We start from the raw sequence: 26,401 nt of genomic DNA on the forward strand, positions 1-26,401 counted from the left end.
AATAGGTGACAGCTTTATGTCATCGTTTCATACTAAATTTAAAAAAAGAGGGGAACCGATGGAAAAGGTTGAGAGACTAATCTCTATCATAATGATCTTGCTGAAAAAAGATGTCGTTTCCACCAAAGAATTCGCGCAATTATTTAACGTCTCCAAAAGAACGATTCTTCGCGATATGGAATCCTTGAGTTTATCAAACATCCCGATCTATTCGGTCATTGGAGTTCATGGCGGCTACGGCATTATGGATGAATACAAGGTTGATAAACGTCTTTTAAGCAGCTCCGACTTAGAGAATATATTGACTGCACTCGGCGGATTGGAACAAATTCTAATTAGCGAAGGAGTTGAAATGACGATCAAAAAAATAGAAGCCATGGTTAGCCCATTGGCTCCGAAAGGTTCAATTCAACTATCTTTTTATGATTGGGAGGGTCGGTCTGAGATTCGTCAAACCTTGAGGACATGTCAGGAAGCCATATTAAAGAGAAGATTAGTTTCATTTGATTATATAGATAAAAATGGCACTGCGACGAAAAGAACTATCGAGCCCTATCAGCTTCATTTTAGCGAAACGAGTTGGTATCTGAAAGGATTCTGTTTACAACGTCTAGGATATAGAATGTTTAAATTATCTCGGATCGATCATCTTAATATAAATGAACAAACGTTTAGCCCTAGAGATGATTTGTTGGAACAAGAGCAGGAAGCAAGTTATCAACCTGAACTAGTCGCAGTCAAGGCGTTGATTTCGCCTGGCATAAAAGATCAATTCATTGAAAGGTACGGTCGAAAGAGCATTGAAAACTATAGCACTGATTATTTATTAGCAACAATCCATGTTCCGCACAACAGTATTGGATTTCAATTTTTAGCGAGCTTCGGTACAAATCTGAAAATCGTAGAGCCCAAAACCTATGTTGAAGAATTTCAAGATTATTTGAATAAAATGGTGGAGATTTATACTTCAAAATGCTCCCATTAACATCAAAATGTTGGCCCGTTACTTCAATAAGCCAAAGAGAAGTTGCCACCAAGCGACCTACACTATAAGAGACACTAAAAGTCGTTAATGATGAGCGGTTAACCATTCGCGAGCAATGTGCAGCCGATGTAGGATTGCAGCCTGTTTTAAATTTAATAACCCCATATCAACTGATGTTTCTATGTAACCTACAATTTGATCAAACATAAATACATTAAGTTTCTGGTTTATTACTTCCTTTTCGTACTCCATATCTCCCAGTACAAAAGGAACAAACTCTTCTACATCTTTGGACTAAACCTCTTGTAAATCATTGATTGTTGGTATGTAATATAGCGTCTTTCTCAATTCATCACTAAGACCATAGTGTTCTAGTAATTTTCCGTTTAATAATCTGAAATCATTATGGTATAAACCATGTATTTCTTTATCGGCATCCATTCTGTTTCTCAGCCAAGGTAGGTAAAAACCTTTCAGCCATATTTCATCAGCAATCAAATGTGTATAGTATCCCAATATATAAAGACTTTCTGCTTGCGAACTAGATTTATTCAAAAATCCTTTATAATCAACACTTCTAGAATAGTCTTGATGTTCACCTATAAAAAAATGCGATTCGTTTTTAGTTGCAACAGCATCTGGAGCAATACTTCCAAGTAAAAAAGACGTTCTATCTTCTATCGACAGACGCGCTGCAATTTTATTTGCAATAATTAAATGCATTATTCTTGAACCCATACTATCGCCCCCGTTATCCAATTAATAAAACTATATTACCACTATTTTCCTAGCAGTGGCACACCGAATCAAAGCTGCGTTAAATTGACCGTTAGCCATCAATCTGTTCTTTCATGGTAGCTTAAAAATTATTGATTTTCCTCCCCCTGGTTGGCTTAGTGTAATTCTTCCGTTCATCAGTCCCATTATCACTTCAAATAGAGCGTATAACCCAAATCCTCCAATAAATATGTCACCGAAGTTCTCTTTAAGATACTTTATAAAATCACATCCGATTAATGTTTTCACTAACATCAATACATTATCATGCACTAGAAGTTACGTTATGCTGCCGGTTAGCGTAACGCGGCTGTCGATCGATGCCGGCAGCCGCGTTTTGGTTGTTTATTGAGCTATCGTGTACTGATGCATTCCGAAATCGAATTCCGGAGGAAGCCAAAAAAATTTTTAAAACAATACTGACATACTGTTGTCAGTAGCATTTTTTTATAATCGAAGTAAGTAACCGTAAGGGAGTGGGGGATAAATGCGAAGTATTTGGTCCAAAATGATATGATACGTTATTGTATAATTTATTATAGGAAGGATGGTATCTCGTGAATTTTGCTTCTGTACGCATCATTACCGACGACGTGGATCGTCTCGTCGAGTTCTATGAGAAAGTCATGGGCGTTTCGGCGGAACGCCCCGCGCCCGTCTTTGCCGAACTCGTTGTGCCATCGTGTACCCTGGCGATCGGCCACTCCCAGACGGTACAACTGTTCGGCGCTGGTTCCGCAGTGGCGGCCGACAATCACACTGTCATCATCGAGTTCCGCGTCCACGATGTCGATGCCGAATACGAGCGCTTGAAGCCGTTTGTCGACCAGTGGGTAAAGGAACCAACCACGATGCCGTGGGGGAACCGTGCTGTACTGTTTCGCGATCCTGATGGCAACCTGATTAACCTCTTCGCACCGGTGACCGAGGAAGCGATCAAACGGTTCAGCGGTAGGCGTTGACGGACAGTTGAAGTGAGTGAGGCGAATTAGATAGTTTGTAATTTTACTGACCGCTTCATAGAAAGATACCAGAGACCATAGCAACGAGCTATGGTCTCTTCATTTTATTTAGGTCTTCATTATTTATTGAGAAATGGATCTATTTCGCGACCCTCTTTGTCTAAATATATTTTGTTATCGACTTCCGCATAGCTCCAAAAAATGTTTCTTTTAATCTCAAATAGCTTTCCCAGCCGGTAATAAAAGTGGTTAATGGAATTACTACGAACGTCTTCCTGGAGTTCTCTTTTTGGAGACTTATCCTCTATGCTAAACGCCTCCTTTTTTTGGGCGAGTTTCTCCAACGATTTAATAACGGTGTGGAAAGATCAGGTCTCCAACCCATTTATTTGCCCCCAGGGCTACCGATAATGATCGGCAGCAGTTTCAAGTATCGTTCTGCGTTAATTCAATCATTTTTTACGCCATGCATCATAATCACCAGCATTCCCCATGACAGGGCACTTGTCACTCGACAAAGGTGGTGCCTGTTAAAGACACCATCTTTTGACAGTAAGGCTTACACCTGATTATGCAAAATAATATTTTAACACCTTACATGTTTGCGTTTGAAACCAAGTTGCCCTCTAGCTTCTGCCTTTTGAATATTTTCGAAAGCATTTAGATACTTGCTTTTTCCCTTGTCTTTTTTGACTTCTACCGGGCATACTGCCTTCGCAGTTGCGACCGCCTTATCATGGAGTGGCAAATAGGAAGTCGCCACTGTATATATAAAATTATTCATGGCATATTTCGTTCGCTCAGGAGCATCGTGAATCGTATTTTCCACTTGCTCAAGCATCAGGGCGAGCTTGCTTTCGGAAAATTCACTGTCCGGACGACTACCCAACAGCCAGCAATAACAACTCCAGCCTGCTGACATCCTCAAATCTTCGAAGCTTACGATCCACTTATCGGCAACATCTTGCGCAATATCCGCTTCCGATAAAGTGACAGCCACCACAAAATCAGACAACATATAAAAATACGCTGAATCCATCCAACGATCATAATCTGCCTCAGTCATTGCGTTTGGTTCAGCAATGATACCGGCAAAGTACATGGCGTCGTAATTCCCTGTGGCATAAAGCTGCTCCGCCAAAGATTGATTGAGCTTGGTTTTCTTGAAAATCGGCTTCATCTCGCCTGTCGCTACGCCAAGAAGCGGCTCTCTCGCGCCATTGGATATGTACATTTTCTTAATTCGTTCCTTGGCAAGAGCTTCAAGCTCCTGCATAACCATTTCTAGATTCATTCTTTAACACTTCCTTCTACTTGGAGTTTTTGCCCTATCTGGCACTTTGATGAATCCTACACTTTAAGTAGTTTAACATGGAACTATATCCCATAAAAAACCGCCTGCTGCCACCACGCAATCCTGCCCGTTCGTACAACGCGGCTGCCGATCCATGCCGGCAGCCGCGTCATTGTTGTTGATTAAGCTAACGTTTCCCGTCCCTCGGTTTTAAGGGTTTATCTCACATTTACTCACTCATTCGCAGGATTTCGTCACCTGGAATCCGGTCAATCTTAAGAAGAGGCATGGATAAGACCGGTTGAGGTGGTGGGCTGGGCATACGGAAATAAAGGAACTATCAGGAAATATCCCCCAGTTAGTTTATACTGCACGCATACTCCACAAATCCACTGGAGGTTCACCCTCCCAGATCTCAACGGGTCGCTACCCTTACATTCCTTCGTCATACCTGTCCAAGGTGTGGAGACCGATAGCGTTTAGCGGATGGGTCTTAGCCCTTTTGGGACACGAACTCGGTCCTCCGTGCTTTCTTTGTGAAATCCTACGAACGAGTCAATATACGTGATGCTTCTTAACTTAAGCTGCTTCTGTCCAGGTCAGGACGGTTTTCTCAGGCGTGAAACTTTCTCCTCGCTGAACAATTCCAACTGGAATACGTGCTAGCTTTCCAATTAACTTAAATATGGATTGCTGCTTTTTCATCTTCTTTTCTTGCAAAGTATGCTCATGAAGATGCCGGAATACAGGGTTATTCCAAACAAGCTGAACCGTCGCGAGATAGAGATATTTTCGCAAAGCCGAGTCTCTTCGTTTCGAAAGAATAATTCGCCCTTTTCGCTTTCCAGACGTACTTTCGGCCAAATTTAGGCCTGCCTTTCGTAATACCTGACGTCCATGTGCATACTGTCTTAGATCTCCTGTGCCAGCTAGTATGGCCGCTGTGAAGATCTTTCCGAGACCTTTTATGGTACGAATCTGCTGCGCCATTGGAATCTCAGTAAGCAGAGCTTCGATATCTTTTTCAATCTCCTCAAGCATAGTGGTAACTCGTTCATATTCGATTCCTCTACAGCGGTTCGATCTCCGACACTGCGTTTGGCCTGTGCGATGAGCTGTGCGGCCTTCTCTATCCCCGTAGAACCCCCAGCGCGCTGCATATGGACTCGCCAAGCATGGATTACATCCGGCACTGTATACGTTTCCAAATCTTGTGGGCTAGGAAATGTCTTGAGNTTTGGCCTGTGCGATGAGCTGTGCGGCCTTCTCTATCCCCGTAGAACCCCCAGCGCGCTGCATATGGACTCGCCAAGCATGGATTACATCCGGCACTGTATACGTTTCCAAATCTTGTGGGCTAGGAAATGTCTTGAGGGTTGTCGTTTTGAAATGACGATTCCTCGGAAATTTGTGGACTGTGCCACATGAGTTTCTTTGGCCATGTCGATCCCAACGACGAGATGCGAAGTAGTAATTTGTTCAATTCGTTGATTTTGTCCGTCGGTTTGTTTAAACTTCATAGTAAGAGCGCCTCCTTGATGGTGTAGTGGACAAACCCATCATCATACCTTAGGCGCTCCTTTTTTTACAAAGCCAATTTCTTAGGCTCAACAGGAATGTTTAGTGCAAACCTCTCCTTTGCTTCCAGGCCATTAAGTTTATTCAACATGGAAGGATTAGCCTTCATGGGAACCTCTTACTCACAGTTTTTTTCGTTTACCCAACAAACGGTCAGCAGAAAGCCAAGTAAATCTTTAGAAAGCTAACAGCGGTGGGTGACGAAGGCAGAGGAGCAGACCAAATGCGGCGAAGCGCTTGGCCTGCTCCTAACGATGCAGCAGAAGCCGTTATTTCGATGGATCGCTGGTCGGCTCGAACGTATTTACCGTTACAGATACGGATTTGTATCCGGTAAAATCGCCCTTGCCTGCGGTTTCGAATGTCGTCGCGGTGAAACTTTCGGCGCTGCCGCTGCCCGTCTGCTTCAATTCCGCCGTACCAAGTGCCTTGCCAGCCGCATCATAGAAGTTCAGTGTGGCATCGTATCGGTAATTGCCCGTTTGTTTCAGGCTGACCCAGCCGCGTATTTTCGTAAAACCGTCCTGCGCGGCCATCCGGAAATCGCCGACGCCTAGTCTGTTCGACGAATCGTAGACATCGACGGTAGGCGGAACCGGCAGCCCCATCGGAACCGGACCTACATTAGCCAGCGAAGCAAATGCATATCCCGTCACGTCGCGATCGGCCGTCGCCTTGAAATCGCGAATCTGATCGCCCTTGGCGACGAACGCCGCTTGGATCGGCACTTTTCCTATATACTTGCCCTGGTCGTCATAGAATAAAAGATCTCCCGTAACCGTAACGTCGCTTCCCGGAGCAATGCCGCTTTTTCGCGAGTCCGCCATCGCTTCCCAGTGATCCTGCCCGACAAACAGCTTGCCTTCGACCGCGGATCCTTCGGCTGTTTTGGTTACCTGCAGATGGCCGGCGCGAATACCGCTGTTCATGTTCGTGACGTGAAAGTCGTTGTCGACTTGGATCGTCGTGCTGTCGTGATCGTAGGCAACTACGGCGCCCAAGCTTTCAGCGACAAAACGGATCGGAACATACGCATGCCCGTCCACATTGATGGTCGAGTAGCCGTCAGGCAGCTGCTTTGCTTCGCCGTTAACCTCATATTTCGCCGGGAATAGCACCGCATTAATGGCATTATCTGCATAAACCGCCGTCGCACCGGCCAAAATGGCGCCAACGACGAATCCTATCGCATATTTCCTCATTCGACAATCTCCTCCTGATTTAAAAAAATCATGTAACGCACTACCGAGTTTAGACGCAAAAAGACACCGGAAGTTGCAAAACGGCGCCGCTAACAGGCGGTTTTACTGCCGAAGGCTTCTTGAATAATGCGGTCACTAGACCAGTAATAGACAAAGCAACCAATGAACTTGTTTGTCCGACCTTCACTGCATTCATACAACACTTTGCTCTACCAAATGTTAAAATCATTAACTTCATGAAATGCGACCTTGAAACGGACAATGTTTGTGTCGTCCGACAGATTTATTATTATATATATCACCTTCTTCTTCGGCTTATCAAGATAGCGACTTCTACAGGCTTGGGGCTCGGCACTCGTCCTCAGGGGTAATCAAACTACCTCTTTGTGGCGATATACGGTGTTGGAAAAGTACCTTGTTCGCTAAGGCGCGGTCCAAAGTCAAGACGTCTGTCAGCTTAATCACTGCGTATAGAAATAGGACGAAACAGTAGCAGTGCCCTGATCGTCCTATTTCTATTTGGATCGCCATTCCTTTGGATTGCTCCTTCCTTATTTTACTTTCTGGATTTCCAGTAACTGACCGAACAATCCGTCCATCTCCGTGGATAGCTTATTATAGCCTCCCTGCTGGATGAGTCTGCCCTTATCTAGTACGATAACCTGATCTGCATGTCGAAGTGTGGACAATCGATGAGCGATGACAATAATCGTCATGCTTCCTCTCAATCTCTCGATCGATTTTTGAATAATCGCTTCATTATCGCTGTCAAGTGCACTTGTAGCTTCGTCCAGAATAAGAATAGCCGGCTTCCGAAGAATCGCTCTTGCCAATACGATTCGTTGACGTTCTCCTCCCGACAACCGTACGCCACGTTCACCGATCACCGTTTCCAGTCCATCAGGCAGCTGCCGTATCAATTCGTCAGATGCTGCGAATCGCAGCGCCTCCCACATTTCTTCATCCGTTGCACTAGGGGCAGCTGCATAAAAATTTTCTTTAATCGTGGAGTGGAATAAGAATGGGTCCTGAGGCACATAACCTACGGTTCCCCTTAATCTTATGGATAATTCCGCACTTAGCTCCTTGCCGTCAATCAACACTTGACCCTTCTCCGGATCGATAAGTCCGATTAAAAGATCCACTAGTGTACTTTTGCCCGCGCCTGATTTCCCTACTATAGCCGTCATGCTGTTGGCCGGCATTCTTAAGCTAATATCTTGCAGCGCGTAGGCCTTCTGATTTGAATCATAACGATAATATACGTTTCGATATTCAATAGCCTGCTCTACGCAAATGTTTTCTGTTTTGGAGGCAAACTGTAATTCCGTTACTTTAGCCGCCTTATAGTCTTTTTCCAGCTCCATTAAGCTGTTGAAGGCTGGAAGCGATTGCGATAGCTGCTCCCAATGATTCTGTATGGTTGCAAACTTCGGCCACAGACGGGAGAAGATTACAATAATAAAAACAAGCTTTTCGGCTTGTACTTGATAGAATACGACAGACATATACATAAAAAAAGAAATTAAAAAACCGGATACTATTTTGTGGTAAAACGTTGAACGATTTTGCAATCCCATAAATTGAACGGAATTTCGCTCCATCTTCTCGCACAGTATGCGAAACCAACTCACATGCTGTTGCTCCATCAAATTGCTTTTGATTTCTTTGATACCGTTGAAATGGTCTGTCATGCCAGCCATATAAGCTTGGGTCAGTGATGAAGCTTGATCACCGTACGCACGGGATTGTTTCGCAAACCTGCGGGAATACAAAGCAAGAGCAATACCGCAAAGCAATACGGTTAGGGTCAGTTCAACCGACAGCCATAACGCAATAAAAATTTGAACCAATGTGAACAGCCCAATCAGAATCAGGCCAAGAAAAACATACACCCCATAATTTACACGATGAAGCTCATTGGTCATATTATGGATGAGATCGGATCTTCTTTTTTTTAAAAAGAATGACCAATTTGCCCGCATGATGGATTCATAAATCTCCAGTCTCAAATACTTAACAAAGCCATGACTTATTTCTCCATTCATGACCGACAAATATCTATATAGTAGAGCTTGTCCTGTCCACATCACGAGGAAGATAACTAATGTAATCGAAAAAGCATGCTCAGCAGGAAATTTTCTTAACGGTTCAAGTATCGTAGAAAGGAATGGGATCGCTCCCGATGAGGCATCAAACAACCCGATCAGACCGAGCATGGCTGCCAGCAGGAAAAACCCGATCCCTTCAATCATACTAATGATCATCATGCCGACTTGAGGCACATACAACTTCAAGCCTGCGTAACGATGTAATTTTCTTATATAAATCCACATATTGGCCATAGGCGTTAAGCTCCTTCTTGGGTCGCTTCCACAATGAGCGCTTCAATTGACTTAATGATTCAGCCTGCTGCCGGCCCTGACGGATAGTCATATCTGCAGTCTTCGGTTGTGCCGATGTGCGGAGGAGCTCGCGAAGCTCAATTTCACTTTGAAGGGTTAGTCCGAAAGCGGTATACATTGGGTCAAGAGACTTGGACATCGTCATACGTTCAATCTGCTGCACCCTCATTCAACATTTTAAGCCTCAATCCGTGAATAAGCCCTTATACTCGGAACAAGTATACGGGCTTACTGCCTAATAGCTGTAGGTATTTAACTGATTAAGATGGATTAAGAACAGCCTCACACTTGATTGCGTTATTATGTCCGTCATTGTTCGCGTCAGGATTACACCAATTTGGTCCACCCATCGTCATCTGTATCGATAGCACCTCCAACATTGGCTGCTGCCACTCCCGCTTCATGAGCTTTGTCATATAGAATCACCTCCTTTCACAGAAAACGATTTAGGACAATTGCTGTATAAAGCGATAAGCGATCAAGCTGCGCATCAATAATCGGGCATTAAGATCAAAAGCATATTCCAGCTTCGGCTCCGTACCCAGCATTTCAAGTGATTGCTTGATTTGAGGAACATTTAAATAATACGAGGCGTTAGAGTCTCTGCAAAGCTTGTGCAATTGATCCCTGAACTCTCCCCAATCCGGCAGCATTCGATATATCCAGTCCGCTCCCTGTACGCCCCTTGCATGAATATTCATCCTCACCATATCGGGCAAGTAACCTTCCGTCGATCTTCGTATAAGGGAGCGATCGATTCCATTTTGAATATATTGCTCGTGTGGCAAAGATAAGCAGAAACGAACGACTCTTGGATCACTGGTCGGATCACGCTCACTGACTGCATAAGGCAATGACAGCTTGGTCGTTGACGTGCCTATGTGGTTTGATACCGAAAAGTGTTGAAATTGATTATTTCTTGAGGTGACCTCATCTGGAGCGTAGTCCGTGAGTCCGACATGATGACACATCAGCTTATCCATAACCCTCGTTCTAGCAGCAAAGCTTGGATGGATAACCAGCGGGATATCAGACTTCTTCTTGGCAAGAGCCGATCTAATTAAATATGCAAAAGCTTGCTTGGCAATAATCGGGATAACAACTGATTTGCCCGTTCGCATCAGCCGTGTATAGTGATTTAACTCTTGAAAAACATTCGTCCAACGAAATGTTCGCAATAACCGTGCGTAATGATCAATGGGGTCTCCCCATGAGATGGTATAGTTGCCTCGGCTCCCATTCAGCAAAACGCCAACATTCTGTTCTTGGGACTGCTCCAGCATACCCGTCAACCAAAAAGAGTTTTCGAAAAACTTGTAAGGCCCCTCCATCAGCTCCAGCATGGTATCCATCTCACTGATCGCATTACGGCCTTCAAAAGCTAAATAGTTTTCTTCAATATTGCCAATATGGCGGGCTGATGCCTGGATGTAGGGAGTTTCATTGGCAATAAGTCTTCTCGGCGTCCAATCTTCAAAATTTGCTGATGGGATATAACTGTAGGCATGCAGCACCTTGCCTTCCTGAAGAAGCGGTTTCGCTGCGAAGCTTGCAACGGCGCCAGAATCCAGCCCACCGCTTAATCTCACGCCGACTTGGCGATGCGTTCGCAGCTTCGATTGAACAGCCTCCTGAAAGACCTCTCTAAAGGCATCCACGTAATCGCCATTCGTCTTCAGCTTAAGCTTAGGGGACGATGCTGCAAATTCATCGTATTGCTCAATATTGACAACTCCCCCTGCCACTGTAAAGGAATGGGCGGGCGGCAGTTGTTTAATTTCATCATAAACCGTGGAGTGAACGTCGATCGTATCAATCATCATGGGAATGGCTAAAAATTCGGCAAACCATGATTCATTTAGCTCTTTATGTATGTCGGGTATAGCAAACAGAGGATTAATAACCGTACAGAATGCGAACCTGGTCGACGCATGATGATAATACAACGTTCGCCTGCCTAACAAGTCACGTGCACCAAAAAGCTGACGGCGGCGTTTATCCCAGATAACAAAGGCATAATCGCCTATCAAATGCTTCGGAGTACTCCTTCCCCACTTCATGTAGGCAGCGAGAATAAGTTCAGAATCCGTGATTGTTTTCCTTGCGGTGTATTCAATTTCCAGCTGATCGTATAGTTGCTTCCTATTATCGATTATGGCATCAGCAGTAATAGCAAGTTCTCTGCTTGCATCATAGCGAGGAAGACCCTCGTTGATGGATTCTGGTGTAACCCATTGTGCATGACAGCCCATTGACAGGCAATCACCGCGCCAAATATTTATTTCGTCTGCAGGATATTTCTGCAGGGCTTTCATCATAGGAACTATAATTTCACCAGATGAATATTCATCGTTCAGGTCAAGGATACCGGCAATCGCACTCAACATTTCGCCTCGCTTTATTTTATGATTATTGTTCTTTAATAAGAACACTCGGATATGATCTGATTCTAGCATATCCTTACACTTTTGTAACTACAAATCTGTTAATATTAGAGGGGATTTATACCTATTTTATCAATAAAGAAATAAAAAAATTCAATATAACATTCGTTTAAAAGAACACGGATTCTGAGCCGTGGTGTGGCAAATCCATAATCCGCCGTTACGTTATGCTTAGGATGTTTCGGGGGGGATAGGTCTTAGCAACCTCAGTCGTCCTCTCTTCAAAAAAACAACCCATCCCAATAGCCATGAGCCTAACTCTTATTCAGCTATCGTTCTCCGTCCCTCAGTATTAAGGATTTATCTCATGAATACTCATTCATTCGCAGGATTTCATCACTTTGGTTATCGTAAAACGAAATGAAATTGGACTAATTCGATCCTAAGTTGGCCATTTAAGGCATGCGGGAACGGAAGAAATAGTTGGAACATTCCTCCATTTTAGGAGGATGAACCACATGTGTTCAAATGACTTCTTCATCATCTTAGGCATCTGTACAGTCAAATAGTTATTAACCCACATAGCATGAAATACGATTTAATTTAAACTTCTAAAAAGGAAGTGGAATTCAATGTTCTTTATCCCACAACCACAGGTGTACATGAGACAACCGCAATCTCCTCCACCTGCATTCATCCCCCCAAAACCTGAGGTGTCTTATGTAGTTGACTGTTTATATGAATACACATATGTCTGGCTGCTGAATGGAGACAATTTCTGGTTTTATCCGACTCGTGTAGAGTACGGTGAAGTCTCAGGTTATAGGTGGAATGGAGCGTTTTGGATGTTTTATGGCATTGATCCAAGAATAATTGATGTCGTTGCGTGCCCCCCAATTCCTACCCTTTACTGAGATGATTATTGGGTAGTTACTACTTATTTTACTTACTTTGCACGACCTCCTGCCTGATTACAAGAAAAGGCAGCCGTTCAATCTGTATCGGCTGCCTTCCTTGTTTATTGAATTCTTGTATACGTTAGCTCAAAGAACTTTCTCATACCATGAACTTTTCTGCTTGAATCCCCTAAATACCTTTAGATTCATAACTATTTGCTTATTCCACGGGGGGGTCCACATGTAGGTCTTGATCACGCTCCGTTAAGACCCATCGAGTGAAAGTCACCTCCAAGCCAGCACGGGTTGGGGAACAAGTATAGGGACCAGCCTGATTTCCACTTTCGTAAGGAAAACGAGCAACACGAATTGTACGCCATCCATGATGTTCCGTCCTTGCCCGAATAATAACGGCATCCTTCATAATAGACGCACGTAATGTGACCTCTTCCCCGACCCACTCTGGCACACCAGCGAGCGACCAATCGGAATAACCATCTGTTACGACTGCCGCAAGATGAGGAATGCCGTCGTTAATTTCAATCCCGGTTTTAATCCATTTTCCAGGTCCATGATACAACATGATACCTGCCTGATCGTAAAGTTCTGTAAAGGATCCCAGCTGAAATGAAACCTCCACCGCAGTGTTGTTATCCCAATCCGCCAATAATGCCGCTCCATCCTCGAATTCAAAACCATATAAAGTCTTTCTCCAGAAATCCTTTCCCTTTTCAGGCACAACCTTAAGAAATTCTCCTTCACTTCGGGCAGAATGAGGTAAATTGATCCATGTTCCTTTGTCCCAGTTCATTCTTTTCTTCGTCAACGTTACGACCTCCTTGTTAAAAGAAGTGCTTGTCCTTAGAGAAAACAAAAATCCGATCACAACTGTTAATTTGTTCTTCAACTAAAACAAGTATTAATTTCCAACTTTCCAACTATTACAGTTTGCTCTAATCGTACCAGTACGGATTCCAAGTCAATAACATTACCACCGCAACCCACTAATTGATCTTCTTCCCACGTGCTCCAGAATGTAACATCTGGCTTTTTCAATCCTTCAAGATTTAAGGCGTGTATACTTTCTGGTGGAGAATGAAGAGTCATATTATTAAAGGATCTATGTAAAAACATAAATTATTCAAACCACTGCTTTGGTCCGATGATATGGAATAAATGATCACTATCAGTATTCAAAGCATCCTTTATACGTGAAATTGTAAAATCATTAATTGGCTTAGGTAAATCGTCCACATTGAAAAACTTACATTCTGTTACTTCCTTCGCATCTGGCTGTGGTTGCTGATCGTCGACCACCTTACAAGCGAAAACAAAATGATGCATATCATTAATGGGTTCATAATACACGCCAGTCAAACGGCCTACAGTAGCTTCAAGCCCCGTCTCTTCAAGCACTTCTCTCTTTGCGGTATTCTCCGCAGACTCATTTTGCTCAGATAGCCCACCAGGTAGTTCCCAGTTGTATTTTCCGTAGTTATGTTTTACTAAAAGAATTCGCCCTTCTGAATCCATAATGACCGCAGCTGCTCCTACAGACTTTTTTGACATATCCATCCCCCTAAATTTTTCTTGTAAAAATGTTCCATCTAAATAAACGATAAATGTTTTAAATTTGTTTCGGAATTAATTAAAGTATTCTGCTCGTTAGTTTAGTGACCTGGAATTTCTTTTTCCATAATATAATCATCCATTATGAATCCATTTCCGATATCTGAAACTTCTTCTCGTATGGTTCGAAAGCCCTTTTTCTTATATACCGCAATACTGGATTCGTTATTCCGATTGACAGTAAGCCAAATATGGCTTAAGTTTCGGCCTTTGCATAACTCTTCTAGGAATGCCATCGCTTGGCTAGCATAACCGTGTCCCCTGTGCTCCTTTCCGATATAAAACTTGCTCAGAAAAAGTTTCCCTCCCTCTTGTCTGACCGACAAATATCCTACCGCGGTGGAGCTATCTGGTTGAATTAAGAAATATTCGTAATTCTGATGAAGAATCTGATCCTTAATCGCAGGAACCGATTGATACTTGCCTAACATGTAATCTATCTGCTCGATTGTAATAATGGATACGTAATATTCACGCCATATTTCTGCCGCTAATTGAGCAACCTCTTCGATTTCTTCCACTCCATTAACGCGTGTAAACTTAAGACTCATGACATGCCCTGCCTCTCCCAAATCTTTTTGATTTGCTTTTCACTACAATATCATAAGTTTCAGCAGCAAGTCAGAAATTTTTCCATCTCATTTTTTGGTGACCTCCTCCTGCCATCCGTCGGGAATGTGATAAAGTGGGAATGAGATAAAGTTCAATTGCGTTTTTTATTTATTATGTGGAATAGTTCTACAACACCTAGGAAATAATGGAATCACGAAGGAAATGAACAGTTGATGGATTACTCTGCAACTTAAGGGTACGATCGTTGCTTTCACGCACTCCCTGTCTAAATCCTTGCAAAGCAGGGGCATTCGCATTAATAGTGTTGTTCCCGGAACAATCTGGGCTCCGCTCATCCCGGCTTCTTTCCCAGCGGATCAAGTGTTTCCGGGCAATTTATTCATGTCACTGGTAAAGTAGTTATGAACGGATAAGATGAAGATGGAGCGTAACAAAATGACGAATAAAATGATGGATTTTATCAAATACAAAGGGGTTGTATGGAAAACCCCATTAGCTGCAGCACTGTCATGGGAACTTGCGGAGTGGGCCGGATCTAAGCATCCTTACTTAGCTCCTCTGACGGTCATTTTGTCTATCCAATTAACCGTTGACAAATCCATACAATTTGCATCGCAGCGCATCGTGGGGACCATAGCCGGCGTACTTTTCACTGTTTCCATAACACCTTATGTCGGGTTAAACGGCTGGAGTATAGGACTTCTTCTACTTGTTGGGGCACTTATCGTAACGTGGCTGAAATTGGATCATGCAATAATGGTCCAAGTTGCTCTCAGCATTTTATTGGTCATGTATTTTCAAAGCAAGATGCCGAGCTACTCCCTGGATCGGATACGCGATACTGTTATCGGCGCCATCGTCGCCATCGTGATCCATATTATGATTTTCCCTCCCGATTCCGTTAACAAAGCCAAAAAAAAGATGATCCAATTCGCGGATCATCTATCCAATCATTTTATAAACACCGCTCTATGGGTGACAGAGGGCTGTTCCTCAAGTAAAACTCAAACTTTGCAATTAAGATTACAATCCTTGTTCCAGGAACTTCATCAAACGACAACCGAGTTGGATAAAGCGGAGCAAAGTTTGCGTTACAATCCACTCGGGACCAAAAAACGTAATGCTTTAAATGAATTAACCCGGCAAATGCATCGACTTCGATCTGGCCATGCCAATCTTACCGACATGATACGCGTTTTTACAAATTGGTCCGAAAGCGGCAATTTTGCCAAAGAGAACCAACGAATATGGGCCGATCACTTAAACGCGTTAGCGAAGCTTATCAAGGAATGGAACAACGTATTGGATAATCCAGACACGGTTACCTTGGTTTCCAGCGGATCCGCTCTTCAAATCAAAGCACCTGCTCATATGGCGAACTACCAGTATCAGTACCCGCTTGCGTTGTATATGCACGCCGAGCAAGTCATTCAAGATTTCCAAAAGGCGGATTTTTCCAATAAAATCCTGTAATCTTCAGCAGTATCCACATCCATGAACAGGTCCGGAATTGCAAAATCGATGCAAATTCCCGATGTTTCTTTTCGAATAAGATGTCTCGCCCCCTGATCGTTCTGCAATCGCAGAAGCTCTGGAAACATTCGCTGTGCAAAAATAACCGGTGGCCTAGCCAAACCTTCATAACTTGAAGCCACGAAACCAATGCTGCTATTTGTTTCAAAACGATTAAGCAGCTCATTTATCATCTCTTTTGTAATGAAAGGTTGATCCGCCAGTAATATCATCACGGCTGCCGCTTCCATCACTTGTGCAGCCCGTACACCGCATCGCAAGGAGTACGCTTGCCCCAAGTGCGCTTCAGAACAGTAAATAACGGACCATTTCCGTTTGATCGGGTCCCGGTAAAATCTGTTGTCCATCCAATCTGCCTCAGCTTCATTTGATACTACCAAAACATAATCCAAGCTGGAACTCAAAGCCGCCGCCAACGCATAGTTCCCCAAGTTCATAGGCCCCACTGGAAGTCGAAGTTTATCCGAACCCATTCGGGTACTTTGACCTGCCGCTAAATAAATGCCAACAATATTATTCCACCTCATAGATAACAGCTACTTGTTTTTCTATTTTTTCTAAAAGTAAGTATGAGTTCTGCAAGAATGCTAACAGCGATTTCCTCGGGTCCCTCTGCCCCAATTGCAAGTCCAACGGGAGAATGAACTTCCATCGGAACCGGACCACCTGATAGTAAGCGTTCCCTTTTATTTTTCGACCCGAGAATGCCGAGATAACAAAGCTGCTGCTCAGAAAGAAGTCGAACCAACTGCTGATCCCTCTTAAAATTATGAGTCATTACAACAGCATAATCGTAAGGTGTAAAATGAATCATCCTTATCGTTTCCGCAGGAAACCCCAATAATAAAGATTCAGCATCCGGAAAATAACGTCGATCACATAAGGCTGGTCTCCAATCGGAGACGATAACGGAAAAACCGGTGGTTGTTGCAAATGCGGCAAGTGGCCTGGCGTCCGGTCCTGCACCAAATATCAGAAGACGCGGTTTCGGATAGTAGGTATGAACGAAAACATCCGATTGAATAGAGGAGAGAAATCTCATTCCACTCTTGCACGAATCCTCGGACGACATCAAATCTAAGAGTGCCTGCGGAAATTCTCCCCTCCAGTCCCCAAATAGCTGCCTATCTCTAGTGAAGAAACTATAATCGGTAACAGAACCATTCGAGCCGAATCTTTTAATGAGCATAACCTCAACTTTATGATCCAAATAATACTTCAATGTACATAAATGATCCACAAACTCATCATTTACCGGTTCCATCGTTACATGAACAATGCCGCCACACCCCGGTTCTTCCCCCCAAGAGAGCGGATCCGATGATTGCATGTCGAACACAAAGCTGCGAGTAATGCCTGCTTCCAAAATATTCGGCACACAGACCGAAAGTTCAGCCTCCAGACAGCCAGCGCTTAATACGCCTATTTGTGAACCATCTTCAAGGAACAACATCGAGGTTCCTTCTTTACGGTAAGCACTCCCTTCCACTTGGGTAATCGTCGCAAGCACACTTCTTAAGCTGGTACGTTGAATGGTTTCCAAAATACGGTGTATTTCCTCCAAACTCGCCCCTCCTCAACGCCAGAGGGCATGGTAACCCATCATTATTTTGGTGTAAAAACGTCCTTCACTGCATGGTGAATTTCTTCATAGGACGTACATCTGCAAATGTTGGATTCCAGCCATACCCTAATGGTTTCTTCATCTGCATGCGGGTGAACATTCCACAAGCCTTCACAGTTTACAATAAAGCCGGGGGTACAGTAACCGCATTGAAATGCCTGATTCTGAACAAAGGCTTTTTGTACTGGTGAGTTCAGCAACCCCTCGATCGTTGTGATTTGTTTTCCATCGGCTTCCACGGTGAGCATAAGGCAAGATTTCATGGGTTGGCGGTTTACCAATATTGTACATGCACCACAGTCACCGTTCTCGCACCCGGATTTACTTCCCGTCAGTCCGAGTTTGTCTCGAAGTATATGTAGGAGTATATCCGCCGCTCTTACTCGAATCGTTCGCTTCTCACCGTTAACATCGAATTCAACAGGATATATAGCAGTATCGTTAGCTGACATGCTTCACCTTCTTTCCAATATATGTACCATGTCAGCCATCGTTTGTTTAAGTACAAATTTCCGATAAGAGGCGGAACCTTCCGCATTATGTACTAAAGGACCAGGAAGGCTGCCGATCGCCTGCTCCATTCTTGCTGCCAATGGTATCGAGGAATCGTTCAACGCCCGCTCGATTTGGGCGGATCGAAATGGGAATGAGCAGACCCCGCTGTATGCTGAGTGAATCTGATTATCTTTCTTAAAAGCAGCTACTGTAACTAGAGGATAGCCCACGTTGCCTATTTGCCGTTTCTTGTAATGAACGAACGGCAGCTGTAAATAGCCTCGGTCTGTTAAGGTCTGTACAAGAAATTCTCCATTTTCCAGTCTCAAATGTTGTAAGAATACATGGTGAATCGAGGCTTCTCTTATCCCTTGTATTCCTGCTATGACCATACGACTGTTAGCCAGCAGAAGCGGGAGTACGGCCTCCCTGTAATAAATGTTGCCGCAAATGTTTCCGCCCAGCGTAATCTTATTCCGAGCTGTTTGGTCGGCAACTCCCTGCGCCGTTTCACTGAGCAGCGGAAACGGGTTCGCCGCAGATAAAGCCGATAACGTGATGCAAGATCCGATAACGAGCGTATCCTTCTGCATTTCCATTAAGCTGCACTCCGGAATGGACTTCAAATCGATAACAGCTCCTGGTTGAATGGAGTTTGATCGAGCCCATGTGATGATCTCTGTCCCTCCGGCGTAATACATCGGTTTCTTCCCTTGTTTTTGTAGAAACTGAAACAATTCCACAGCCATCTGAACGGAAGAAGGTTTGTAGTATTCAAAGTCAAACGGAATCATGGATCGTCCTCCAGATCATCTCGGGTGTCAGAGGCAGATGATTAAGCTCAATTCCAGCGGCGATGGACAGGCAATTTGCCAATGCTGCGGGCATTCCTATCAAGCCATGCTCACCGATTCCGCGTAATCCGTAAGGCGCTTCCAAATGAGGCGTCTCGACGAAATCAACCAAGTACTCTGGTTGCTCTCCATAACGTATTAATTTATAGGTTCTAAATTGCGGATTTAATACAGCACCTTTGTCATTGAATAAAAAAGCTTCCCGGCTTGCAAAACTTAAGCCCATACTCATAGCACCTGTGATTTGGCTGCGGGCCATTTCGGGATTGATCACCATGCCGGCATCGATGACTGTTGCCGCTTTAACGATTTTGTATGTATATTCTCTCGTATTCAATTCCACTTCTACGGCTTGTGCGCCTACCGTCCATTCCGGACCGGGATTTCCTTTACCAGTTTCGGGATCTAATGGTGTTAAATTACGCATCGCATAGCTCCCTCGTCCGATGACTTGACCACCAATGGTATTCCCATTCGGGGAATTAAAGCCGTTAGCGATTTTTTCAATTGCTATCCCCCTATCAGGGCGATTTTTAAAGAAAACCTTGCCCGCTCCGATATCCAAGTCTGTTGGCGAGCATTGCAATACGATTGCAGCTATGTTTTTTAACTGTACGATGGCATCGTCGGCTGCATTCAGAATCGCATTGCCAACTAAGAAGGTACTGCGGCTCGCTACCGTTTTCCAATGATAGGGATCGGTCCCGGTGTTGACTTCCGCAGAGATATGTATCATCTGATCATCCATGCGCAACCGCTCGGCCAAAAGTTGAGTTAGCGACGTCCTTGTACCCTGGCCGATTTCTACTGCACCACAAAGCAGATTAACGCTTCCATCGGGATTAAATACGATAACAGCTCCTGCTCCCGCATCTGTCGGCGTACTTGAGTTTTTCCAGAAACAGCACACCCCCTTCGCCTTGATGATATGGCCTTCGATTTCACGTGGCAGATGGTCGTCCCAATGGATTAATGTTTTCAATTTTGCAATGCACATCGGCAAATCTCCCAGATTACTTCTATCCAGTAAAGTTTGTGTCGGGGATGTATCCCCTGTCCCTATCGCATTATAAAAACGAAATTCCAAAGGATCCATGCCCACTCGACCCGCCAATAGATCCATCGCTCTTTCTATGACGAATGTCAGTTCCGAATGGCCGAATCCTCGAAATGAAGTGGAATAAGGATGGTTCGTATACATGCATAAAGAGTCGCAATGAACGTTATCGATACGATACGGTCCCGTGCAATCGGCGGCTCCAGCTCGGCTCATAACCGCACCTCGATCTGAATATGCCCCGCCATCAAACAGATACAAAATTTCGACGGCCATTATTTTCCCTTCTTGAGTGCATCCAAGCTTGATCTTAGCATCCAATCCGATATGGACTGGAGAAGAGATCATGTCCACCTCTCGGGAATTCACCAATTTTACAGTTCTTCCTCCTACCGCACGGGAAGCTAAAAAAGCAAGAAATTCCATTTGAATCGCAGCTTTTCCACCAAAACTACCTCCGACCAGTGGCGTGTGAACGATCACTTTATGAAGCGGAATATGAAACGATTGGCTGATTGCTCTTCGGATAACAAAGGGAGATTGTGAGGCGGAATGGATGACTGCTCTTCCGTCAGGTAAAATCTGTGCCGTACAGCAACGCATTTCCATTGCAGCGTGATCCGATTGCGGTAAAGTAACCTCGACCTCAATGGTATGAACGCTATTCTTCCATCCTTCTTCCATATTCCCCTTACGTATTTTTGTTCGGTTGGCGATATTAGTTCCCGGCACCGGGTAAACCTCTTCGCTCCGCTTATACTCGGCAAGATGCTCATGTATGAGTGGAGCATTTTCCTGAAAAGCATCGCTTGGAGAAAGGACAGCAGGTAAAAGATCATATTCCACTTTGATTTGGAGAGCCGCCATTTCTGCAATATACTCTTGTTCCGCGACAACAAGGGCGACGGGCTCGCCATAATATCTCACTTTATCAATTGCAATTGGTGGACGGTCTGCCAATGGCGATCCGGTCAAAATCGGGTAATTTTGTCCAGTTATGACCGCCCTTACACCTGGGATTTTCATAGCTTCGGACGAATCAATTGATTTTATTTTAGCGTGAGCATGTGGACTGATAGCGATTTTGGCATGTAGTAACCCTGGGTTTGTGAAATCATTCATATACTTGGCTGTCCCTGTAACTTTCTCCCATGTTTCCTTTCTGGGAACGCTTTTCCCAACCGATTGACCGATCTTGACCCCCCCATTTCTCAAATGATCTTGCAACGTTCAAATTCTTCATAGCCTATATATATACAGGACTCGTTGTCCATATTATTTATTTTAAAGAATGAACCTCCATCATTAGGACACCCTACATCATTGGATTAGCCTGCACCAATCCTTCATGCAAAAGGTCTTTGAGTGACTAATTTACGTCGGATGGTTAATGCCATTAATAACGATTGTTGCAGTGGAATCAAGTTCTGTTCCAATTGAAACTGCCCATTACTAAAATTAATTAAAGAGAGCTACCGCGAAGCTAGCCCCTCAACCTCATTGCTTATGAATAATTTAAGATTAAGAAAAACACATCAAATCATTGATACCGTGAAGGGTAAAACAATCTCATTAATATATTTTTAAGTCCATTTTTTTTCTTCAGGATTTCAAATGGTCGCATCATCTCGTAATCTTCATGTTCAAGCATGTGACAATGCCATACAAAAAGACCAGCGAAAGGATCAAATTTCGCGATAAAAGAGGTAACGTATCCAGCGGGAGCACGAATGGTATCCTTAAAGCCTCTTTCGTTAGGTTCAGGAGGAGTTGCCTGTCCTATAAACTTGAGTACTCCTGAGGTTTGGTAAAGAGCAACGTCGAAAGGCTGGCGCTCTAGAATTTGCATATCAACGACATGTAGATGTATGGGGTGGTCATCAGCCGACAGATTTAGTAATCGCCATATCTCAACAGTTCCTAAGTCCATTTTCTCGGATATACGATCATTCCACATTTTACCGTCAAGTAAATTCAACGATCTTCCATACTTATCCTCCACCCTGACGAGTGTTAGATCTCTTGTCTTTGTTGCCATTTCTCTAGAAAGGAAATCAATTTTCGTTAATTGATCCGGAAGTGAACTAGTATCTTTGCCTTTTAACGGAGTGGTTACTCTGAACTGCAACACATCGGTTGTTTCGGCGGAGGCATCTTTGAAGACATTTTTAAGAATGACGGTCTTGCCGTAGGATCGGGAAAAATCAACTATCACATCCGCACGCTCAGTCGTTAGAAGGAGGATCTCATTCATTTTCACTGGTTTCTCCAATAATCCACGATCGGTTCCAATTTGATAAAATGGCTGTCCAGAGTCCAGTTTGAATGTCATGGCTCGACTATTACAGTAATTTAACATACGAAATCGGTATTTTCTCGGTTCTACTTCAAGATAGGGGGATACTTTGCCGTTTACCAAAATGTAATCCGCGTCAAAAGGTGTGACGATTGAAGGATAAGGAAGACGATGATTGTTTTTATCAGGAGTATCGGGGTAAAAGAGTGATCCATCCGGGTTAAACGAGCGATCCTGAATCATAAGAGGGATTTCATATTTTCCCGTCGGTAGATTCAGGGGTTGTTCATGCTCATCACGAATGATGAAAAAACCTCCAAGTCCCGCATAATTGTTCAATCTTGTAATGCCCATTGTGTGGTCATGATAAAATAACGTAGTGGCTTCAAGGTTGGGATATTCGCATACTTTTCTTTTAAACATAGGTCCTATTTGTTCAAAGTTTCTTGTAAACCAAGCATCAGGGTATCCATCACTATGGTCATGCTGTTTTCCACCGTGTAAATGAACCACAGTCCTAACCTGTGGATTTGTTTTTTCTGCACCATGAATGGTCGTATCGATGGGGAGAAAATGCTTTTTGGGCAGATCATTTATCCATTTGACATATGTCGTGTGATCCTTCATCACGTCGAAAGTAGGGCCAGGGTACATTCCGTTGTAACCCCATAAACGGGTAGGCTTTAGATCACGATGTAGTTTTTGGGTAAATTCCCTCATGGTCACTTCATAATACAAACCTTTCTTGTGTCGTTTGATTGGGGAAATGGTTTTTGGAATCGGCAGGTTATCGACGAATTTTTGAAGTCTTACTTTTACGGGCATATGAGTAGAGACCTCCTCATGGTTAATACCTTAAGAAAGCATATGAACGACAAATGTCCCACTATGTTTAATTTTGGATTTTTCCTTAATCTATTCCCTAACAATTAGTGATTTTATTGATGCATCATCACTCATTCTGTAGGCTTGGAATATTTTTCTTGGAAACCATGAGACTATCCTGCCGGATCGTTGAACAGGCTACCACGTTCCGGAAGCCTGCGTCATCTTTGGCATAACAAACTAAATCTAGAGGATTAGGTGAACCGAATATTTCTAGGGTTGTTTTCTGGCTTACTAAGTACTTCAGTATAATGGTTTTTTAGCTTTTCAACTGATTTTAATTTACCAAAAGTTATTGTCGATAATATGACCAGAAGATGAAATCTATTAAGATATTCATTTTCCTTAAAGAAAAAATTCATCATTGTACCCCTTCTCCTTTTATGGACCATTTTACCTTATTAGAGTATTTCATATTTAATTTATCGAAATTTATTTCCATATTATACCACATGAAAAACTATGGACAATAGTAAGTATAGTTCATGTTCAGTTTAAGGATTCAGCCCGTTACTTCAATAAATAAAAGAGGAACTGCACAGCTGCAGATCCTCAACTATAGTTTTCCTTTAGTTTAACAAATCAAAATGATTACTTAGGTACCTTTAATTTTATTAAATTGCACCTGCATCTCTTGCCGAATAGAACGACGGGAAAATCGGTCGGTAATGTAATTCGTCTCTTATACGCGTTGTATCGACGATCATGTCCCATGGATTAAACTCTTGCTGCTGCGCTTCTGACGAAATTTCGCTATGATGAATCTGAAACAACTCCGCAACGGAGATCGGCGCATCGTCGGCAACATTGTAGATTCGGCCATCGATACCTGGATAGGAAGCTGCGAGCATCAGAGCTTGACTTGCATCCGCATGGTGTACCATATGGAGTCGTTTAGCAGGATTCCAATTACGCATTAACGGCAGAGCTTCCGTGATATGGGGATCACGCTCACCATAGACAAATGGAAGCCGTAGTATGCGCAGTCCTAACCCCTGTTCGCGCTGAAGCCGTAGCAACGCATCTTCAGCAGCAACTTTGGTTTGAGGATAAGTAGTCAAGGCCGGCTTCAAGTCGTCATCTTCACGGCTTGGTCTCGAATGATTACCGGAACTGTATACCCAATTGGTGCTGGAAAAAACAAACCTTGGTACATCCGCCTTCAACGCAGCGTGAGCTAAAGCTATGCTGCCATCGATGTTTGACCTTCTGGCGGTGTTCTCGTCTACACCACGGAACTCTGCTGCCAGGTGAACCACAACATCAATGCCCCGGAGAGCGTCAACATAATTGTCAGGCTGCAAAAGATCGCCTTCTAAAACTACAGCCCCTTGCTGGTGAAACCAATCCGCCTTTGCAGCGTCTCTAACCAACAGTTTAACGTGATGACCGCGCTGTAATATACGCGGAACAAAACGGCTTCCTACTTTACCAGTGGATCCTGTTATAAAAACGTTCATTTTTCAAATCCTCCTGCTTTTTTTTGAGGGTTACACTAGCAGTATGACAGAATGTGCAAGTGGTTTCCTTCCTGCGTTTATCGTATGATTGGAAGTGTCAGGATAAGGAGGAGTTATTAATGGAAGAGATTTCTTCCGGAATGTCGTTAGGTGAATTTTTGCGTTCGCGTCGAGAACGTCTTACTCCAGAAGATGTTGGGTTAGTAACCTATGGACGACGACGAACCCCGGGGCTTCGAAGGGAAGAAGTGGCCCAGCTTGCCCATATCGGAACATCATGGTATACCTCTTTGGAACAAGGCAGAAGTGTCAATCCATCTGAAGATGTATTAAATAACACAGCAAAAGCACTGCGATTGACTGAGGATGAACGTCAACATCTCCATCTTCTTGCAAGGCCGGTACAACAAGAAAAGCTAGAAGATCGGCAATTAAATGTAGGTTTGGAACGGACGATAAGGGCGCTTGAACCGAATCCGGCATTCGTGATTGGAAGATGTTGGGATTTGCTACTATGGAACAAAGCGGCTGAGTTAGTTTTCCAATTACCGCCATTTTCAAATAATATGCAGCAGAGAACCAATTGGATGAGGCGTCTTTTGACTGACACCAAGCAAAAACCGAACATAGAGGATTGGGAAGCCAGAACACAGATCGCGATTGCACGCTTTCGTGCGGATTACGCACACTTCCCTAATGATACGAGGTTTAAGGAGCTTATTGAGGAATTTATGCAGATCAGCCAGCTGTTTTGCGAGATATGGCCGCTACATGACGTTCAGGTCGTAACAGATTGCCATAAACGGATGTACGACCCTCGTATCGGAGAGGTGGAGTTTGAATATGTGACCCTGCAACCGCCGACCGATCCGGATCTGAAGATCATGATTTATACAGCTTCAACGGATACGGCTGCGCGTTTGCGAAGTTTAATGAGCACTCGGGAGCATAGATAAGTCACTTGTGATTTACGCTAGGGATATCACTCAAGAACCGTGATTGTACTATCCCGCCCGTTCGTATTATGAGGTCACCAGTTCTTTCTGGTAGACCTCATTTTTGTGTGGTCGTAAGATAGCGGTAGATAGCGGTAGCCGGGAATCGAACGTTTCTGCCCGTGGGACTTGGATCCCGAGAGCTATTCAGTTCATCCCCCTACTTGTTAAACCATGATTAGGCTGGTTGGGACAAGGATCCCGAATCACATGCGATACTGTGGACGACAAGAAGGTTAGGGGTTGCCAGTGAAAATAAGAGAAGGAGTGGTTTAATGAATCCTGTTATTGGTTTGGATGTATCTAAAGGAGAAAGTCATGCACAAGCTTTTTCAGATCGAGGATTTCCATTCGGAAAGACATTCCGACTTGAGCACAATCTGGCGGGATTAGCTTCCTTCCTCCGTTATAATCAAGATCTAGAATCCTTTACTGGTGAACGTCCGGCTGTTGTTTTAGAAGCAACGGGCCACTATCACAGTTCAATCATACAATTTTTAGATGAGCAGCATTATCT

22 protein-coding genes and 3 pseudogenes are annotated in these 26,401 nt (G+C 43.7%); 6 read left to right on the forward strand and 19 right to left on the reverse strand.

Going from position 1 to position 26,401, the window contains the following annotated elements; genetic code table 11:
* Nucleotides 1–58 precede the first annotated feature (58 nt).
* A complete protein-coding gene (locus ACFQ0C_RS02370; RefSeq protein WP_379363592.1) occupies nucleotides 59–985 on the forward strand; it encodes a helix-turn-helix transcriptional regulator in 927 nt (308 codons plus the stop codon).
* A gap of 84 nt (nucleotides 986–1,069) precedes the next feature.
* Here the strand turns inward: ACFQ0C_RS02370 and ACFQ0C_RS02375 are convergent.
* A pseudogene (locus ACFQ0C_RS02375) lies at nucleotides 1,070–1,723 on the reverse strand (zinc dependent phospholipase C family protein).
* Nucleotides 1,724–2,319: 596 nt separating this feature from the next.
* Here ACFQ0C_RS02375 and ACFQ0C_RS02380 point away from each other — a divergent pair.
* The gene (locus ACFQ0C_RS02380) at nucleotides 2,320–2,724 is read left to right on the forward strand and encodes a VOC family protein (RefSeq protein WP_379363594.1); all 405 of its coding nucleotides are present in this window, start codon (nucleotides 2,320–2,322) and stop codon (nucleotides 2,722–2,724) included.
* Between the two features lie 586 nt (nucleotides 2,725–3,310).
* Here the strand turns inward: ACFQ0C_RS02380 and ACFQ0C_RS02385 are convergent.
* The 3 genes from ACFQ0C_RS02385 to ACFQ0C_RS02395 form a co-directional block, all read right to left on the reverse strand.
* The gene (locus ACFQ0C_RS02385; RefSeq protein ID WP_379363596.1) at nucleotides 3,311–4,018 is read right to left on the reverse strand and encodes a DNA alkylation repair protein; all 708 of its coding nucleotides are present in this window, start codon (nucleotides 4,016–4,018) and stop codon (nucleotides 3,311–3,313) included.
* Nucleotides 4,019–4,597: 579 nt separating this feature from the next.
* Nucleotides 4,598–5,191 (reverse strand): transposase, encoded by a 594-nt coding sequence (locus ACFQ0C_RS02390; RefSeq protein ID WP_379363598.1) that lies wholly within the window; start codon nucleotides 5,189–5,191, stop codon nucleotides 4,598–4,600.
* 674 nt (nucleotides 5,192–5,865) lie between these two features.
* On the reverse strand, nucleotides 5,866–6,798 hold the full coding sequence (locus tag ACFQ0C_RS02395) for a stalk domain-containing protein (protein WP_379363600.1): 933 nt from the start codon (nucleotides 6,796–6,798) through the stop codon (nucleotides 5,866–5,868).
* A gap of 89 nt (nucleotides 6,799–6,887) precedes the next feature.
* Here ACFQ0C_RS02395 and ACFQ0C_RS02400 point away from each other — a divergent pair.
* Nucleotides 6,888–7,037: pseudogene (locus ACFQ0C_RS02400) on the forward strand (Crp/Fnr family transcriptional regulator); the annotation flags it as partial.
* Nucleotides 7,038–7,349: 312 nt separating this feature from the next.
* Here the strand turns inward: ACFQ0C_RS02400 and ACFQ0C_RS02405 are convergent.
* From ACFQ0C_RS02405 to ACFQ0C_RS02440, 8 genes and pseudogenes are all read right to left on the reverse strand, one after another.
* Entirely contained in the window at nucleotides 7,350–9,143 is a 1,794-nt protein-coding gene (locus ACFQ0C_RS02405) for an ABC transporter ATP-binding protein (protein WP_379363602.1), read from the reverse strand.
* Complete coding sequence (locus ACFQ0C_RS02410; protein ID WP_379363604.1) at nucleotides 9,055–9,372, reverse strand: hypothetical protein; 318 nt, start codon at nucleotides 9,370–9,372, stop codon at nucleotides 9,055–9,057. The genes ACFQ0C_RS02405 and ACFQ0C_RS02410 overlap by 89 nt, the downstream gene beginning before the upstream one ends.
* 91 nt (nucleotides 9,373–9,463) lie before the next feature.
* Entirely contained in the window at nucleotides 9,464–9,619 is a 156-nt protein-coding gene (locus ACFQ0C_RS02415; RefSeq protein WP_379363606.1) for a paeninodin family lasso peptide, read from the reverse strand.
* A gap of 30 nt (nucleotides 9,620–9,649) precedes the next feature.
* Nucleotides 9,650–11,659, reverse strand: coding sequence for an asparagine synthase-related protein (locus ACFQ0C_RS02420; protein ID WP_379363608.1), 2,010 nt, complete (start codon nucleotides 11,657–11,659; stop codon nucleotides 9,650–9,652).
* 1,044 nt (nucleotides 11,660–12,703) lie between these two features.
* A complete protein-coding gene (locus ACFQ0C_RS02425; RefSeq protein WP_379363610.1) occupies nucleotides 12,704–13,309 on the reverse strand; it encodes a DUF1349 domain-containing protein in 606 nt (201 codons plus the stop codon).
* Between the two features lie 167 nt (nucleotides 13,310–13,476).
* Nucleotides 13,477–13,593 (reverse strand): annotated as a pseudogene (locus ACFQ0C_RS02430) (GNAT family N-acetyltransferase); the annotation flags it as partial.
* 27 nt (nucleotides 13,594–13,620) lie between these two features.
* Nucleotides 13,621–14,052, reverse strand: coding sequence for an NUDIX hydrolase (locus ACFQ0C_RS02435; protein ID WP_379363612.1), 432 nt, complete (start codon nucleotides 14,050–14,052; stop codon nucleotides 13,621–13,623).
* 101 nt (nucleotides 14,053–14,153) lie between these two features.
* Nucleotides 14,154–14,663 carry a GNAT family N-acetyltransferase gene (locus tag ACFQ0C_RS02440; protein ID WP_379363614.1) on the reverse strand — a complete coding sequence of 170 codons (510 nt, stop codon included), beginning with the start codon at nucleotides 14,661–14,663 and terminating at the stop codon, nucleotides 14,154–14,156.
* A 457-nt stretch (nucleotides 14,664–15,120) separates the two neighbouring features.
* Here ACFQ0C_RS02440 and ACFQ0C_RS02445 point away from each other — a divergent pair, with 457 nt between their 5' ends.
* Nucleotides 15,121–16,158 carry an FUSC family protein gene (locus tag ACFQ0C_RS02445; RefSeq protein ID WP_379363616.1) on the forward strand — a complete coding sequence of 346 codons (1,038 nt, stop codon included), beginning with the start codon at nucleotides 15,121–15,123 and terminating at the stop codon, nucleotides 16,156–16,158.
* On the opposite strand, the gene ACFQ0C_RS02450 is transcribed toward ACFQ0C_RS02445, so the two are convergent.
* From ACFQ0C_RS02450 to ACFQ0C_RS02480, 7 genes are all read right to left on the reverse strand, one after another.
* The gene (locus tag ACFQ0C_RS02450; RefSeq protein ID WP_379363618.1) at nucleotides 16,116–16,745 is read right to left on the reverse strand and encodes a nucleotidyltransferase family protein; all 630 of its coding nucleotides are present in this window, start codon (nucleotides 16,743–16,745) and stop codon (nucleotides 16,116–16,118) included. The two genes, ACFQ0C_RS02445 and ACFQ0C_RS02450, sit on opposite strands and share 43 nt — an antisense overlap.
* A complete protein-coding gene (locus ACFQ0C_RS02455; RefSeq protein ID WP_379363620.1) occupies nucleotides 16,742–17,782 on the reverse strand; it encodes an XdhC family protein in 1,041 nt (346 codons plus the stop codon). Before ACFQ0C_RS02455 ends, ACFQ0C_RS02450 begins: the two co-directional genes overlap by 4 nt.
* A 41-nt stretch (nucleotides 17,783–17,823) precedes the next feature.
* Nucleotides 17,824–18,294 (reverse strand): (2Fe-2S)-binding protein, encoded by a 471-nt coding sequence (locus ACFQ0C_RS02460; protein ID WP_379363622.1) that lies wholly within the window; start codon nucleotides 18,292–18,294, stop codon nucleotides 17,824–17,826.
* Between the two features lie 3 nt (nucleotides 18,295–18,297).
* On the reverse strand, nucleotides 18,298–19,131 hold the full coding sequence (locus ACFQ0C_RS02465; protein ID WP_379363624.1) for an FAD binding domain-containing protein: 834 nt from the start codon (nucleotides 19,129–19,131) through the stop codon (nucleotides 18,298–18,300).
* Nucleotides 19,118–21,475 (reverse strand): xanthine dehydrogenase family protein molybdopterin-binding subunit, encoded by a 2,358-nt coding sequence (locus tag ACFQ0C_RS02470; protein WP_379363626.1) that lies wholly within the window; start codon nucleotides 21,473–21,475, stop codon nucleotides 19,118–19,120. The genes ACFQ0C_RS02465 and ACFQ0C_RS02470 overlap by 14 nt, the downstream gene beginning before the upstream one ends.
* Before the next feature lie 313 nt (nucleotides 21,476–21,788).
* Entirely contained in the window at nucleotides 21,789–23,369 is a 1,581-nt protein-coding gene (locus ACFQ0C_RS02475) for a multicopper oxidase family protein (RefSeq protein WP_379363628.1), read from the reverse strand.
* Nucleotides 23,370–24,043: 674 nt separating this feature from the next.
* A complete protein-coding gene (locus tag ACFQ0C_RS02480; protein WP_379363630.1) occupies nucleotides 24,044–24,889 on the reverse strand; it encodes an NAD-dependent epimerase/dehydratase family protein in 846 nt (281 codons plus the stop codon).
* Between the two features lie 119 nt (nucleotides 24,890–25,008).
* On the opposite strand from ACFQ0C_RS02480, the gene ACFQ0C_RS02485 reads away from it, so the two are divergent.
* Together ACFQ0C_RS02485 and ACFQ0C_RS02490 are read left to right on the forward strand one after the other, a co-directional pair.
* Nucleotides 25,009–25,845: a helix-turn-helix transcriptional regulator gene (locus ACFQ0C_RS02485; RefSeq protein WP_379363632.1), complete on the forward strand. Its 837-nt coding sequence runs from the start codon at nucleotides 25,009–25,011 to the stop codon at nucleotides 25,843–25,845.
* A 314-nt stretch (nucleotides 25,846–26,159) separates the two neighbouring features.
* The coding region (locus tag ACFQ0C_RS02490) for an IS110 family transposase (protein ID WP_379363634.1) at nucleotides 26,160–26,401 on the forward strand (242 nt) is incomplete at its 3' end.

The sequence above is a fragment of the Paenibacillus sp. GCM10027630 genome, assembly GCF_042676305.1.
Classification (GTDB): Bacteria; Bacillota; Bacilli; order Paenibacillales; family NBRC-103111; genus Paenibacillus_S.

Excerpts from the sequence above, each read along its gene's own strand:
- ACFQ0C_RS02410 (WP_379363604.1), bottom strand. The coding sequence starts at position 9,372 with ATGAGGGTGCAGCAGATTGAACGTATGACGATGTCCAAGTCTCTTGAC.
- ACFQ0C_RS02440 (WP_379363614.1), bottom strand. The coding sequence starts at position 14,663 with ATGAGTCTTAAGTTTACACGCGTTAATGGAGTGGAAGAAATCGAAGAG.
- ACFQ0C_RS02435 (WP_379363612.1), bottom strand. The coding sequence starts at position 14,052 with ATGTCAAAAAAGTCTGTAGGAGCAGCTGCGGTCATTATGGATTCAGAA.
- ACFQ0C_RS02465 (WP_379363624.1), bottom strand. The coding sequence starts at position 19,131 with ATGATTCCGTTTGACTTTGAATACTACAAACCTTCTTCCGTTCAGATG.
- ACFQ0C_RS02485 (WP_379363632.1), top strand. The coding sequence starts at position 25,009 with ATGGAAGAGATTTCTTCCGGAATGTCGTTAGGTGAATTTTTGCGTTCG.
- ACFQ0C_RS02370 (WP_379363592.1), top strand. The coding sequence starts at position 59 with ATGGAAAAGGTTGAGAGACTAATCTCTATCATAATGATCTTGCTGAAA.
- ACFQ0C_RS02445 (WP_379363616.1), top strand. The coding sequence starts at position 15,121 with ATGACGAATAAAATGATGGATTTTATCAAATACAAAGGGGTTGTATGG.
- ACFQ0C_RS02405 (WP_379363602.1), bottom strand. The coding sequence starts at position 9,143 with ATGGCCAATATGTGGATTTATATAAGAAAATTACATCGTTACGCAGGC.
- ACFQ0C_RS02450 (WP_379363618.1), bottom strand. The coding sequence starts at position 16,745 with ATGAGGTGGAATAATATTGTTGGCATTTATTTAGCGGCAGGTCAAAGT.
- ACFQ0C_RS02460 (WP_379363622.1), bottom strand. The coding sequence starts at position 18,294 with ATGTCAGCTAACGATACTGCTATATATCCTGTTGAATTCGATGTTAAC.
- ACFQ0C_RS02420 (WP_379363608.1), bottom strand. The coding sequence starts at position 11,659 with ATGCTAGAATCAGATCATATCCGAGTGTTCTTATTAAAGAACAATAAT.
- ACFQ0C_RS02480 (WP_379363630.1), bottom strand. The coding sequence starts at position 24,889 with ATGAACGTTTTTATAACAGGATCCACTGGTAAAGTAGGAAGCCGTTTT.
- ACFQ0C_RS02385 (WP_379363596.1), bottom strand. The coding sequence starts at position 4,018 with ATGAATCTAGAAATGGTTATGCAGGAGCTTGAAGCTCTTGCCAAGGAA.
- ACFQ0C_RS02395 (WP_379363600.1), bottom strand. The coding sequence starts at position 6,798 with ATGAGGAAATATGCGATAGGATTCGTCGTTGGCGCCATTTTGGCCGGT.
- ACFQ0C_RS02475 (WP_379363628.1), bottom strand. The coding sequence starts at position 23,369 with ATGCCCGTAAAAGTAAGACTTCAAAAATTCGTCGATAACCTGCCGATT.
- ACFQ0C_RS02415 (WP_379363606.1), bottom strand. The coding sequence starts at position 9,619 with ATGACAAAGCTCATGAAGCGGGAGTGGCAGCAGCCAATGTTGGAGGTG.